The 14,077-nt window shown below is 51.0% G+C and carries 15 protein-coding genes; 1 reads left to right on the forward strand and 14 read right to left on the reverse strand.

Annotation, left to right across the window (positions count from 1 at the left end; translation table 11 throughout):
* Window positions 1–2: 2 nt before the first annotated feature.
* The 14 genes from MHH82_RS21815 to MHH82_RS21880 all read right to left on the reverse strand — a co-directional run bounded on the left by MHH82_RS21815 (window position 3) and on the right by MHH82_RS21880 (window position 13,414).
* On the reverse strand, window positions 3–2,123 hold the full coding sequence (locus MHH82_RS21815) for an ADP-ribosylglycohydrolase family protein (protein WP_015736433.1): 2,121 nt from the start codon (window positions 2,121–2,123) through the stop codon (window positions 3–5).
* A gap of 63 nt (window positions 2,124–2,186) precedes the next feature.
* The gene (locus tag MHH82_RS21820; RefSeq protein WP_340967831.1) at window positions 2,187–3,341 is read right to left on the reverse strand and encodes an ADP-ribosylglycohydrolase family protein; all 1,155 of its coding nucleotides are present in this window, start codon (window positions 3,339–3,341) and stop codon (window positions 2,187–2,189) included.
* 13 nt (window positions 3,342–3,354) lie between these two features.
* Entirely contained in the window at window positions 3,355–4,848 is a 1,494-nt protein-coding gene (locus MHH82_RS21825; RefSeq protein ID WP_340967832.1) for an extracellular solute-binding protein, read from the reverse strand.
* A gap of 65 nt (window positions 4,849–4,913) precedes the next feature.
* The gene (locus MHH82_RS21830) at window positions 4,914–5,786 is read right to left on the reverse strand and encodes a carbohydrate ABC transporter permease (protein WP_009589953.1); all 873 of its coding nucleotides are present in this window, start codon (window positions 5,784–5,786) and stop codon (window positions 4,914–4,916) included.
* A 14-nt stretch (window positions 5,787–5,800) separates the two neighbouring features.
* The gene (locus MHH82_RS21835) at window positions 5,801–6,694 is read right to left on the reverse strand and encodes an ABC transporter permease (protein WP_009589957.1); all 894 of its coding nucleotides are present in this window, start codon (window positions 6,692–6,694) and stop codon (window positions 5,801–5,803) included.
* 3 nt (window positions 6,695–6,697) lie between these two features.
* A complete protein-coding gene (locus tag MHH82_RS21840) occupies window positions 6,698–7,024 on the reverse strand; it encodes a DUF4387 domain-containing protein (protein ID WP_015736436.1) in 327 nt (108 codons plus the stop codon).
* Between the two features lie 13 nt (window positions 7,025–7,037).
* Window positions 7,038–8,387: an acyclic terpene utilization AtuA family protein gene (locus tag MHH82_RS21845; protein ID WP_340967834.1), complete on the reverse strand. Its 1,350-nt coding sequence runs from the start codon at window positions 8,385–8,387 to the stop codon at window positions 7,038–7,040.
* A 93-nt stretch (window positions 8,388–8,480) separates the two neighbouring features.
* A complete protein-coding gene (locus tag MHH82_RS21850; RefSeq protein WP_015736438.1) occupies window positions 8,481–9,179 on the reverse strand; it encodes a FadR/GntR family transcriptional regulator in 699 nt (232 codons plus the stop codon).
* 347 nt (window positions 9,180–9,526) lie between these two features.
* Window positions 9,527–9,823, reverse strand: a complete 297-nt coding sequence (locus tag MHH82_RS21855; RefSeq protein WP_340967835.1) for a hypothetical protein — start codon at window positions 9,821–9,823, stop codon at window positions 9,527–9,529.
* A gap of 48 nt (window positions 9,824–9,871) precedes the next feature.
* On the reverse strand, window positions 9,872–10,663 hold the full coding sequence (locus MHH82_RS21860) for a lipid II flippase Amj family protein (RefSeq protein ID WP_340967836.1): 792 nt from the start codon (window positions 10,661–10,663) through the stop codon (window positions 9,872–9,874).
* Between the two features lie 95 nt (window positions 10,664–10,758).
* A complete protein-coding gene (locus MHH82_RS21865; protein ID WP_340967837.1) occupies window positions 10,759–11,670 on the reverse strand; it encodes a sugar phosphate isomerase/epimerase family protein in 912 nt (303 codons plus the stop codon).
* A 42-nt stretch (window positions 11,671–11,712) separates the two neighbouring features.
* Window positions 11,713–12,786: a Gfo/Idh/MocA family protein gene (locus MHH82_RS21870; RefSeq protein ID WP_340967838.1), complete on the reverse strand. Its 1,074-nt coding sequence runs from the start codon at window positions 12,784–12,786 to the stop codon at window positions 11,713–11,715.
* Window positions 12,787–12,856: 70 nt separating this feature from the next.
* Window positions 12,857–12,988 carry a hypothetical protein gene (locus MHH82_RS21875; protein ID WP_340967839.1) on the reverse strand — a complete coding sequence of 44 codons (132 nt, stop codon included), beginning with the start codon at window positions 12,986–12,988 and terminating at the stop codon, window positions 12,857–12,859.
* 9 nt (window positions 12,989–12,997) lie between these two features.
* On the reverse strand, window positions 12,998–13,414 hold the full coding sequence (locus tag MHH82_RS21880; protein WP_036664300.1) for a hypothetical protein: 417 nt from the start codon (window positions 13,412–13,414) through the stop codon (window positions 12,998–13,000).
* Between the two features lie 259 nt (window positions 13,415–13,673).
* Here MHH82_RS21880 and MHH82_RS21885 point away from each other — a divergent pair, with 259 nt between their 5' ends.
* Window positions 13,674–14,075: a hypothetical protein gene (locus MHH82_RS21885; RefSeq protein ID WP_015736444.1), complete on the forward strand. Its 402-nt coding sequence runs from the start codon at window positions 13,674–13,676 to the stop codon at window positions 14,073–14,075.
* The last annotated feature ends 2 nt before the right edge of the window (window positions 14,076–14,077 follow it).

The following is a 14,077-nucleotide window of genomic DNA, read 5'->3' on the forward strand; positions in this document are numbered from 1 at the left end:
TGTTAAACCGGCTTCGGCTCGAATGTACGAACGCGAACTTCCTTGATCTCGTTCTCGCCATCCTCCAGACAACCAAAACCGAACATGCCGTGAGCATAGGCAGATTCCTTGCATTCCAGCACATTCTCTCCATTAATATACAAGATGAACCTGTCCCTCTCGGACACCAGCTTCAGGCGGTATTCTTTACCCAATGCCCAATCGTATTTTGCCGTAATCAAACGCTTGATCCCGAAATCCTGTTTGATAAACGATACGGAGTTCGGGCCGTCGAAGCCGGCTAGATAATGACGCATGACGCCTTGCGCCCTTGCAATAACACCATGGCTGGTGCCGAATATCGGTTTGATGGTCGCCTCAATCTCCATATCTCCGGCATAATAATTGCCGGAATAGGAGGAGGTATCCCCTTCTGAGGAACAATGCAGGGCACCGTCACGCAGCTCCCATTTCCCTCGATGATGCGAGAATGGGGTGACGGAAGCGAACTCTTTGGCCTGCTTGGCAAAATCGATCGTATAGTCTGAAGCCCCCGTGATGCGGAATTGCCCGACGAACAAACTTCCGATGGCACGGTTCAAGAGCGGCGACGGGCTCTCCAAGATCCAGCCGATCTCATCGATCATGGCACCATCCGTATCCGGAATGACGAATTGCACCGCGTTCCACTCTCCGCACATGGGAGTCAACGCAGCCAAACGCACGTCCTCCTGCGTATAGGTGTTGCGCACATACGGAGTCAAGGTAACCGGTTCGCCTTCCCACTGATCCACATAAATGTGGGCGGATACGGTTTGTCCGCTATAGGCCAGCGGCGCAAAGGTCGGCTTATACTTCTCATCGTTGAACTCCGCCCGGCGATAGAACGGTTTATAATAAATCTTGCTGCTGTCCCCTTCCACCAGTCGATCAAAGACGACTTCCAAAGATCCTCTGCCATCATAGGCATTCTTGGTGGAGTGGCGCAAGACAGGCGTCTTGAACGAATTACTCGTCCGAAAGCCATGCGTAGATCCCGGCAGGTCGAAATCAAAGTATACCTCGCCCTGCTTCACCCGGCGAACCAGCTCTTCAGGTGCTTTCTCTCCGTTAAGGCGATAGCCAAGCAGTGCAAGCTCTTTGGCGAATGTCGGAAAATCGACCAGATTCAAATAGCCTGACACGCTGGAAGCCACGATGAAGTCATTGATCGGCTTGCGGTAATGTTCCGGGATTCCCGCCAGACCTCCGTAAACGCCGAGGATCGTTCCCACATTGCCTGCGTTGCAATCGGTATCCCAGCCGCACATCGAAGCGATCTCGACCGTGCGCGCATAATCTCCCTCGCCATACAGAAGGGCAAGCACGCACACGCCCGCATTCGGGATAATGTGGCATACGCCCGTATATTTATCGTATCCCCAGTGGTCCTCCAAATACTGGCGGCAAGCGCGGAAATCGGAAGGCTGCTCCCGGTGGAAGTCCATCACCGCATGGACCACGCGCGCATAGGTGGAGTCATCCGGAATCATGCGCAGGCCTTCCGCGATAATCTCATCCATGGATGAAGCATTAAAGGCTTTGGCTATGCAAGCGGCCATGAAGCGGGCGCCATACAGCCCGTTGCCGTCATGGGAGACGCTGGCCGCTTTTTCCGCGTAATCCGCCGCTTTCTCCGCTTGCCCCGGGAACAGCAGGCCCCAGGAATCGATGAAGATCTGGCCGCCGATCTGCTCCGCCATCTCCGTGCCGTTGACCTCGATCGAACCGGAACGAGGGGCCGGGATGCCTTTGCGCAGATTCACATAGGCGCGGTGCTCGGTACTGATATCCTCGCCGCCCCACCAGAACATGCCGATCCCTTCCCTAGCGTAATTGAGCCATGCCTTGCCCACATCCTCCGGTGTGAGCTCACGGTCCGTCGCATCGTCATACAACGCGCGTATAAAGAAAACCGGACCGTTTGCGTCATCGTCCGCGGCAAAGGTTTTGTACGGCTTCACGTAATCCCGGATGTCGCCGTATACGTCCCGAATGCGTTCATACGTCCAAGCTACCGGTTCGATGGGAGCACCGAGCCTTATGCCAATGTTCATGCCGATGAATCCCGCATATACCGTCTCTACATAATGTTTAGGTATCATTTGCTCTCCCTCCTGTAACAACCATTCCTCTACATCCGCTGAGTTCCAATGGCTTGCAAAAAACTATGGGCTTACAATATTCTTCCGAGATTCATTGATGCGGAGATCCTCCTCGATGATTTTCGCGGCAATGCCGCTGAACCGGTCGGCGATGGCACACAGGTCCAAACGATTCACCTTATTCAGCTGTTCGATATCTTCCTTGCGGATGACCTCGCTGCCATACATGGCGCCCAGGATCACCCCGGCCATAACACCGATCGAGTCCGTATCGCGCCCGGAGTTAACCCCGTCCAAAATCGAACGGTAGTACTCTCCGTCATTGAGCACGATGAACGCCAGTGCCATCGGCAGCTCTTCAATCGACCATAGACGGCTTGGCGTATAATGGTTGCTCGGGATGCCGACCTTGTCGATATGGCGGCTCACGTCATCGCCCATCGGCGAATATTTAAGCATGATCGCTTGCAATACCTCGATCACTTTGTCCATGTCATCCCGCTGATGACGCAATTCGCGGGCGGCTTGCGTCATTTCCACAATGGCAGCTTTTGTGCCGTCCTTTGCCAGGCTGATGGCGGTGTGGACAATGTCGTCCACACTCACCCCCGGCTCGAACGCCTTCGCCACGCAAGCAGCCAGAACGCCCGCGGCCTCCAGGCCGTAGCTGATCTGATGACCCATCGCAAACAGGATGGCTTCATCATAAGCCGCTTTGGGGTTGCCCGCATTGACGATCCCGATCGGGGCGATGTACATCGCCGCCCCGCAGTTCACCATATTCCCGATGCCGCCTTCTCTCGGATCGCAATTGGCCAGCACATGACGCATGAAGATGTATTTTTCCGGATAGAACAATCGGTCAATAATCAGCGTCTCCTCATTCAGCTCAGGGACAAACGTCTTGCGGAACGCTATCTCCTTCACGAACTCGTTGCCCATATCATAGGCATCCAGATGCCTGCCCTCGGTAAGATACACGTTCATAAGCGCAATGGTCATCAGCGTATCGTCCGTGACAATGCCATCGCCCCTTACCCGGCCAAGCCGGACGTCGGGGGGCAGGTCCATCTTATGCCATCTTGTCATGAGGGATTCCACGCGTCCGTACTTGGACTTGATCTCCCCGTACGTCAATTTCTCGATTGGAGCTCCCATTGCGTCTCCGAGCGCGGTGGATATCACCACGCCCCTCACCCGGTCACGAAACGAAGTCATAGTTATAGGCTCCTTACTTGATGTTTTCGTTGGCGTATTTCGTTATCTCTGCTCCGCCTGCAGCATTCCAGGCTTCAACGAATTGGTCGAATTGGGACAAATCCTTCTTGCCTGTAATAAAGTCCGTCGAATATTCCTTGTACAGATTGTTCATCGCATCCCAGTTCGCAATGAATTGCTCAGGGATGATGAAATTATTGTCTTCCGTGTAGAAATCGCCAGCCATTTTCAACGATTCGGTTCCAGGCTCACCCAATAGCGGCGTTTTCAAAGGCGTTTCGGATTTGATCTCGGTCGGCTCCCAGAAACGCGCATACCATTCGCTGTAATATTTCTCGTTCAGCTCGATCTCGCCGTCAACGACTTTATAATGCTCGTCTTCGAAACCGAGACGGTCCAGCATTTGCCCCTTCGGACTTGCAAGGTAATCAAAGACCTTGAACGCCACGTCTTTATGCGGCGACTGGGAAGAGATCGCAAGTCCTCTGGATTCCTTCGTTACGTCGGTTGCCCCGAAGCCTTGAGCTTCACCCTTGGCAGGCGGCAGCACGATCAGGTTAGCGTCTTCTCCGCCGAGCTCCTGCATTCTTCCGTCATACAAATCGATGATTTTGCCGGCCGTGCCCGTAATAACGGCAGCTTCCCCTTTATAGAAGGCATCTTCCTTCGTATCCCACTGCTTCGTAATGAATTGCGGGTCCAGCAGTCCTTCCTTGTAGAGCTTGTTGTAGAACGTCAGCTTTTCTTTTTCATTCTGGGAAACCTTGGAGTACTCATAAGTGCCGTCTTCCTTCTTAAGCCAAGTCGTATCCAAACCGAAAGCCGTATTGAAAATGAAGTTGATCTCGGCAATATCGCCTGCTGCCGTCAGCGCGTAACTCGGCTTGCCTTCACCCGGCTTCTTCTCCACCAATTCCTTAAAGAAGGCGTAATAATTGTCGACGGTCGGATTCTCCATTAGGGCCTTGGAGCTATCCATGGCATTAAACCAGTCGGCCCGGATGACCGGGGTCTTCGGTGCGAGCGGTTTGATCCACAGCAGATACGGATAGCTTGCCATCCGCGTTTGGTTATGCGGCTCGATGATATCCTTAATGTAAGTGGATTTTTCAATGTAAGGCGTCAGATCCTCGAGCAGGCCTTGTTCGGCAATTTGCTGGTCGCCGCCTTGGAAGTAGATGATATCCGGAATGGTTCCGCCCAACAGCAGTAGATTCAGGTTCTCGGCATAACTGCCCTGTGCCAGATCCACAAGCTCGAATTTCACGTTTAAGCCTTCGTCTTCGGCCAGGGATTTCTCCAAGGTCTCGAAGAATTTAACGGAAACGGGATTCGCCGTTCCTTCATCCTTGTACACGATCTTCAGTGTAACCGGATCACCGCTTCCTTCAGGCTGCGCGGTCCCGGGCTCGGTTTGGCCCGCTCCCGGCGTCTTCGAATTCGATGTACATGCCGACATGACCATAACCAGCATGGCAACGATGAATAACAGGCTTAATTTTTTCATGTTCATCTTTCTCCCCTTTTTTGAATTTGAACATTCATGCCTTAAGTTAAGCTGCCTTCCTTAGCTTAATCCTTGACTCCGCCCTCCAGTTCGCCTTTGGCGTAATATTTCAAAATGAACGGATATAGGAATAACAGCGGCACAATCGCAATCATGATCGTACCTGCCTGCAGGGAAGCGAAATCAAAATTGATCGAGCTGTCGAACATGTTCTGGTTCCCGATCAGTGACGTATTGTCCTTACGGACAACAAACTGTCTGAGCACGACCTGCAGCGGCCATTTGGTCGGGTCCGAAATATAGAGCGTCGCCCGGAAATATTCATTCCAGTGGTACACTCCGTAGAACAAGCCCAAGGTCGCCAGCCCCGGTTTGGAGAGCGGCAGGATGATGCGGCTGTACAAGCGGAAATGGCCTGCGCCGTCGATTCGGGATGCCTCCAGAATCTCCTCCGGAATGTCCTGAATGAACCGCATCAGAATAAAGAGATAGTACACGTTGATCGCTTTGTACAGGATCAGCGAGGTTAACGTATTCATCAGTCCGAGATCCTTCACGAGAAGGTATTCGGGAATCATGCCCGGCTCGAATACCATAATGACGATCAGGAAAAACAACACGACCTTTTTGCCGATAAACTCGGTTCTCGCCAGCACGTACGCTGCCATGGAGGTCAGCAGCAGATTCAGGAATGTGCCTGCCACGGTAATCCATACCGAATTCAGAATACTGCCCGTGATCAAGGGATTGGACAACAACAGCTGGTAATTGATCGTTGAGAATCCCTTCGGAATGATGTCCAGACCGCCCATCAGATGGGCTTTGCCGGGGTCGGTTAGAGACAGCGCCAGCAGATTCAGGAGAGGAACCAAGACCATGAGCGTAAATACAAACAACATCAGATAAATGACGATTTTGGAAATTTCAAGCCGTCTCATCGTAAATCCCTCCTTTACCAGACGCCCTTGCCCGAGAAGCGCTTCGATATGAAATGCGTGCCCAGGATGAGAATGATGCCGATCACGCCCTTGAACAGGCTCGCCGCGGTTGCATAAGCAAACTGTCCGTTTCCGATACCGATCCGGTACACATACGTATCCAGAATATCGACCACACTGATGATGGAATCGTTCATAAAGTTAAACACCTGATCGAAACCAGCATTCATGAAGAAGCCCAGATTCAGAATGAAGACGGTTACAACTGTGCTGTATAAATGAGGAAGCGTGATGTACCTCATCTGCTGCAGCCGGGTCGCCCCGTCGATCTTGGCTGCTTCATACAATCCTGGGCTGATCTTCATGATGGCTGCCAAATAAATGATGGAATCCCAACCCGCGCTTCGCCAGATTTCGGAGAATACGAGCACCCAACGGATATGCTCCTTGCTGGTCATGTAATCCACCGATGGCAGTTGAAAGAAATTCGCAATCAAATTGACTCCGCCTTCGGCTGGGTTCAAGAGACTGATCCAGATCCCGGCAATCACGACCCAAGACAGGAAATGCGGCAGATAAACCACGGATTGCACATATTTGCGGTATTTCGAGCTCCGAACTTCATTAATCAGAAGCGACAGCATGATCGGAATCGGGAACACGAATACGATTTTCATCAAACTGATGATAATGGTATTCTGCAGCACGCTTGTGAAGGCGGGGGAGCTAAACAACGTCTTGAAGTGCTTCCACCCGACCCAAACATGATCCCCAAGAATCCGGTAATCCTGAAAGGCGAGTTTCATGCCGTACAGCGGAATGATGTGAAAAACAAAAAAGTAGAGCAGAGGCAGCGACAGCATTGCGTATAATACCCAATCCTGCCTTAAGCGTCTTAACACCTTCATGGATTACCCCTCCTCCCCATGTTCGACGGATAACTTCATGAGGGGAGCATGCTGCTGGGCACCGTACACGTCGCGGTCGCCGACGCTACCCGACGATATGTCCCGCGACATCGTGATCTTGAAACCCAGCGCCTGGTCGAAAAACACCAGATGATGAATCTGCTCCTCCCGTATCTGATACAGCTCGCATATGGTCCGTTTCGATATGATGCCGGACTGTTTCACTCTGTCATATTGCTCCTTGGAATCAAACAACACGTCTAATGTAATTTCGAAGGGGCCCGAGTTTTTGCTTCGCAGCACCTTCGCCAAATCGCCGAGTTGAGTCATGGTTTGATCCTCCTTATCGATGCTCTATACGAAAAGCATTATTTTTCATTTCCATCAGATGGTAGACGGAGAATTCATACACAGGACCGAACTCGATGTCGCTTGGCGCGAATGGAAACGCGAGATTGCCTGCCGTTGATTTCCGGCCTTCGTAGCCGTAGTGCAGGAAGGTGGAACGCACCGTCGCGCATATGCTGTTTGCCAACTCCTGCGTCTTGGCCACCACTTCGAACATGACGCCGATCTCGTGCCCGTCGAACGACTCGGGCTCCTTGCTTCCGAGAACGCCGTTCTTGCCGTAGTTGTAGAATTGAATCCGATAATCCGATTCCGGAATTTCCCGGTAATATTCCCGCGCCTGGTTGCGCACATATTCTTCAACCTCTTCCAGCTTCCCGATCAGGATCGGGTCCCGGATCCCTGCGACCACAAAGGTCCGATACGCGACGCGTCTTGCGCCTTCCAGCTTGATGAAATATTTCTCCGCCGGAAGGTACCTGCTGCCCGTCACGCGAACGACGCCTTTTTCCACTTCCTCGAATCGGCAATTCTCCAAATCAAGCGTGAATCCGGGACCATGCAGGATATACGGATGTTCCTTCTCATAGAAGGTATGGGCGGCAACGCTGGTCGGGCTGCACGTCCGGTTCGGGTTAAGCGATTGAACGGTAAACGAATCATCGCTGATCGTGCCAAGAATGCTGTCCTTGGTTGTGCCAGGTTCGGCGCACAGTGCGCCGCATTCCAATATTTTTCCCAGATGATAGGATAGCCCCGGGTCCTTGCCATGATAGATCCCGATCGCCGCGAATGGGGACGGATCATAAGCCCGGCCGCATACGATGATGTCTCCCCCTTGTTTAAGCGCTTCCACAATAGGCTCGTGTCCCATCTGGGCAACGATGCTGTTCGTGGAATCAATCCGCTCGCGGGTCAGTGGCGGAATGTTCGGGCTCAGTCCCTTGATTCTCCCTTCTTCGCTTGCCAGATGGATTTCCTCCTGCGTAAAATCCGCCCAGATAACGGACACCTTGGCCTGAAGACCCCGCTCATCCAAAATCTCATCAATGATATCCAGCGTCCAGTTCACATGGGTCCTTGCTCCCGAGCCGCCGGCCGATCCGATGATAATCGGAATGTTCCGAGGCAAACCCTGGGTAATCATGATGTCCAGGTCTTTCTTAACCGCGCGCTTGCTGACGATCGATACGCCGGCGCCCAGCTTATGCGGTCCGCCATCCGTAGATCCTGCATCCACGACGATGCCGTGCAGTTCAAACGCCAATCCGTTCATAAAGGATTGTTCAGGAAAGCCATATCCCAGCATGCCGCAGGGTGATAGAATTCGAATGTCTGTATTCATCTGCAGTCCCTCTCTACCCACATATTCACCCATGACCATTGGATAATTGGATTATCCAATTTGTGCTAAAAGGGGGTGCATTTTCCCCCCCTCTTAAACATGAATGTGGTTTTTCTGTATGTTTTCTTTAACCCGGCTAAGATGGTTCAGCAAAGCCAGCTTCGCTTTTACCGGATCCCGTTCCTTAATGGCTTGCATAATAAGTAAATGTTCTTCGTAGACCTCGCTCTTTCGCCCCGGAATCTGCGCTGTTTTGCTCAGCGTCCGCTGAAGCAAATCCATATGCAGTTCAATCATATTGACAAGGACTACGTTATGCGTGGCTTTAGCGATCGACAGGTGAAACGCCTGATCCGGCTTCGAGCGATCCTCCGCGTTCTGATCGATCTCCCCCCATGTCGCGAAGGCGGCTTCAATCTCGGCAATATCCTCATCGGTTGCGCGCTTTGCCGCCAGCTCCACGATTCCCGTCTCGAACAATTCCCGCGCCTCCAACAATTCTATAATGGTAGCGCGTTCAATATTGTCCAGAATGCGGCTTCGATCCTCGGCTACATCCAGTGCTTTGCTCAGGAAACGTCCGCCGCCCGGTCTGGCTTCAATCAAGCCCTCACGCTCCAGAATACGAAAGGCTTCCCGCAATGTTCCGCGGCTAATGCCGAAGGACTGGGCCAACTCCCGTTCTGTCGGCAGGACATCACCCGGAGCCAGATTCCCTTCCAGAATCAGATTCTTGATCTGTTCGATAACATCCTCGTACACCCGATGATATTTAATCTTCTTAATGGTCATATGACTACCCTCTCTATCCCTACTTGCGCAAACGATAATTGGGTGATCCAATTAACCGCACGTTTAGCATAAACGCATCTGAATAGGCTGTCAAGCATAAAAATAGCGCTTTCATCGATAAAATCACGGTAGTTTTGACCTATAAGGCAGCAAAAACCGGATAATTGGGTCACCCAATCATCCGGCTTAATAAGGGATTAAGCCCCTCGAGTTAGCAATCCACGGAAGGATTCGGGGCGATTATTCTTGATTCTAAACTCCACGCGAACGACGGAAATTCCACCTACATAAATAACCCCGCCTTGGACGAAAATCCATGACAGGGTTTGTGCTCTAAGACCTCAAATTTATGACTGCGATCTCCGTTTGGTCCATTGCCATCTTATGCAACCATATAAGCCGCCCAATAGAACGAAGCCTCCGATCGCTGCTGCTGTTTGCCACCCGCTGCTCTGCTCCATCATTCCAAACCTTACCTGGGTCTGCAGGGTTTCCATCCGTTCATATTGCTTGGTCAGATCCAGATCCTGCGCATGTCTCTTTGTTAGCACCATCCCTTGCAGCATCATAAATGCAAAATAGCCTATATATATCGCTGCGGGAAACAGCACGGATTCCATCGCCAGACGTCTACGCGTCATCATGATCCCCCCTCCTCTCTCGTTCTTGTTTTCTAACCAATACCGCCGTCTTTATATCCATTTCACAATCTCACTGATGACGTAAGCCGCCGGAATAATCACGAGCTGGGCCAGCATCGTTCCGAAAAACCGCGAAACCATCAGCATCGTATACACTTTGCCCAGCTGTTCCCTCGCTTCCTCATTACGGGTGGCTTTGTCCGTAATCAAACCAAGCTGGGGATCGATAAATATCGTTAAGATAATCGTTGCAATCCCGTTGATCAGTCCGGACGCTTGGGAGGCCATGGTGCTGTACTGGGGAACGAGATGTGCGGCATACAGGGATGCCAGGACACCCACCGTGTAAAAAGCCGTAACCACGATATTCAGCAAAATAAACCGTTTAGGTACGCCTAAGTAACGAAACTGGCTCCACTTCAGATTCGGCTTCCTGATGTAATGTCGCGTATTCTTGAGCTGACCGATGGTCACGCTCGATACAAGCTTCGGTATGGATCCGGCGACCTCCAGCTTACTGATAATTCGGCTGAACAGATTGACGAAGGTAGGAAACAATGCGATCGCGACAATCGTTCCGATGGATGCGGCCAGCAATATCGCCCTGAAATAGGAGAGCACGTAAAACGAAGGATCCACTTTTGCATAATCCACGAATTTCCCCGTCAGCGGAGCTTGAACCAGGTTGGACGTTCTGGAAACCAGCACAATGATTCCGGTCAAGGATAACGCCACCGCAATTTTGTTCAATTTCACTCCGGCATATCTCGCAGAGTATGACAACGTCTCCGCCGTATGAATAATCATCGTCAGGACAAACACAACGATCAAGCTCTGTATCATAGAGGGTTCCTCCCCACTGAGGTGCAAGCTAAGTCGTGCCATATCATGTCACCGATTGAATCTGCAGTCTGTTTCTCCCTATATGTCTATCGCGTTTACGGCCGAATTAGTACGTGCCCTCCCTGCTCTTGAAGCATGAATGCCGTCTGGTCATAGATCTGCTGCAATTGCTGCCGAGTGATCAGGCTTGCGTTATGTTCAAACGTCACATGGAACCGTGAATTACGGGCGGCAACGTATTGCAAATAGGCGTAGGCTTCTCCATAGTTCGAATCATGATCATGCTCCGGCAGCACCGGCAGATGATGCGTGAACTTGTCCTTTTCGTACCATACGTTACTGTAATGGACCAAATAAATCCGGGACGCCATCCGATCGAGAAACGGGTATGGATCAAAACCTTGAAAGGCCCTGCGAGCTATATCAAGCCTGGCCGTATCCAGCACAAACCCGATGTCGGGATAAGCGTGAAAGCTATCGATCAGCACATCCCCGTAATCTCCAAAGAAATCATGCTCTAGCACAATGCGCTGCCCATAGCGAAGCTGGAGTTCACTGAGAAACTCAAATAACATCTTCGACATTTCCCGGAATCTTTCTTTGCCCAATTGGCTGTAACTGTAACGCTCCTCGGGGCTAGGAAGTCTCGGGTACGGCGTGAAAGGCTCCTGAAAGATCGGATAAAACGGATAATGAAACAGCATATAATCTGCCCCTATACTGGAGGCTAACCGAACCTCGGCCGAGATTTGTTCAAGCGCTTCCCGAAAGATCTCGGGTTCGGGTGCATTGACTTGAGGCAACCGATATCCCCCTTCACGAAGAATCGGGGCATGAACACCGAACGCGATCCGCTGGTTACGGCAAAAATCGCTGACCTCAACCAACGCCTCCCGATTCGGAAAGCTGCATATTTCCATCCCGCTGATATGTTTGTCCGCAAGCCGTTCCCATCGCTCTTCCGTAAACTGATCCCACATGCCTATCTGTAAACGACGCTGAGTCATGTGCTTCCGCCTCCTTCGAGTTTTACTGCAGACTTTACCGAATCATGGCATTGATCCATAGTCAACGTTGATTCGACTGCACGTCTCGGACGAAAGCCGCACCGCGTCAAGAACGGCCTGGGCCTTATGCCCATCAGCAAAAGTCGGTAAATCTATTGGGGTGTTTCCAGTTAAACTGTGGTATATGCTATCTATCATTTGATAGAAGCCGTTATAATAGTGTAATGCCGGAGCTTCCAGATTTGCCGGGGGTTGAACCAGGGCGATATCGATCGATTCAAATGCACCGCCAAAGCTGCATTCAAGGGTGCGGTCATCACGCATGATCAGCGTTCCCTTGGTCCCGTAAATCTCCAACGTCCAACCCATGCCGCGGATTCCCGGAAAAAACACATCCACAACAAGCGAAGTTCCACCTTTAAATCGTCCCGTGAAGGTAAACGCATCATCCACATCCCTAATCTCAATCCCGGCATCCCCATGATAAGAGGGGATCTGAGTTTTCAAATCGCCGTACACTTCCGTTATCTCTTCGCCCATCCACCATATCAGTGAATCAACCATATGGGAACCCACCGCGAACAGGAATCCTCCGCCATTCTCACTTCGTGCTTCCCACCCCCGATATGACTCCGTCAGAACGGAGTATCCAGAGAAACTCCCGTGATATTTGATATGCTGAATATCTCCCAGCTCTTTGCCCATCAATATATGTTTGATTCGTTGCCTAATCGGGGCCCATCTCCATTGAAAATTAACGAAAGCTTGTCGATCCAGCCGTTCTGACTCTCTTAGCATTTGTAACGTTTGCTCCGTATTCATGCCCAGAGGTTTCTCCGTCAGGACATGGTAGCCGGACTGCAGGACGAGCATCGTCATTTCATAATGATGGCCAGGTGCAGATACGATCGATACCAGATCCAACTGCTCACTATCCAGCATGTCACGCCAATTCCTGTAAATTGGAATTCCATTCAACGAGCGGTCCTCCGTGCGTTGTCGATGGACACTAGCAATGGATTTCACATGAAACCCGGGGTGCATCTGAAAAATAGGAGCATGAACCGTTCTGCCAAATCCCGTCCCGATAATTCCTACGGACAGTGGCTTCATCATCCAATCACCTCATATAAAAAATCATGGTACCCCCGACTACTCTATCGTTAAAGAGAATCGCTAGTTTTGGTCAGATCTTCACCGAATAGGAGCCCGTTTCACCCAAAAAATCCTGGCATGTAACATCCTCCCCCAAGTATCGGCGAAAGGCCGCTATCGTGCCGTCGTGTGATTGCGCATGACGGACAATTAGCAGTTGCATGAAGTACTCCTAACTCACTGCATGAGGCAGCTTCTTTCGAATAAGACGGATTTGCCCACGATGGTTGATTTCGTCCTCAAAGACGTGGAACCACATAAAATAATAATTTGCGTGCTTGTTATACCAGAATGGCTGCTCGATGTAGAGCCATTCATCCGTAACCGACCGGAACAGCTCGAACGTCCGGTTTCGGACTTCGTTTAACCGCTCGATATAATAATTGAGTTCACGGCCTCGAATCGCGGCTCTGCCTTCATCTCCCAGATTCAGGCCAGGACCCCATTTCCGCAGCTGCTCCATGGTTAAATCCTTGACCTCCTGCAGCGTCGTGAACCTGGCATAATTCATCATCGACAGCAAGCGGCTAATATCCGGTGAATAACCGGGAAGGTCCGCGATGAGCAAATGCGGGACATTCTGAAACATATCCATCACCTTCGTTTCTTGGTTCTATGTACCTTCCTTACCGGGACCGGCACGGAAATCGCAACTCAGCCTATATTCGACTAAAACTATTTTAACATTATTTCCCTCCTGCGTATCCAGCAGCAACGGGTCTAGTAAGATTTTTTCAATGATCCGCGCAATTGGCATAGTGATTCGAGGATTCGATCGTCAGTTTTGTAAAAAGATCCACAACTTTTTCCAGCTTTGCGGCGTTCCTTACATATAAGGAGCGATGCATATGAAAAAATACTTAACCGCCATTATTGTGCTGCCACTGTTCCTGCTTGCGGTCGGATGTACGCCCAGATACGAGGAGCCCGTCGACGGATACAAGCCTTCGTCCGTTGATGACGACTTTCCAATCCCGGAAAGTGCAGCGCTAATGAAGACCATTCCGGAACCTGAGAATCCTAATATAGATAACGGCGCTGAATACGAGGTGAAGGGCATCGGCGGCGAACAGGGCTTGGCCACGCCTAAGCGCTACTTCCAAGAGATCCAAGCCGCAGGTTGGACCCAATTGGAAGAAAAACAAATGGGACATGTACACTTTTTCCAAAAGGACGATACCGTGATTGCATTGGAAGTTCGTGAGGATTCCCTAACAGTCTACGAAATGATCAAAGACGCCAAATTTTAAAT

This window comes from Bacillus sp. FSL K6-6540 (assembly GCF_038007545.1).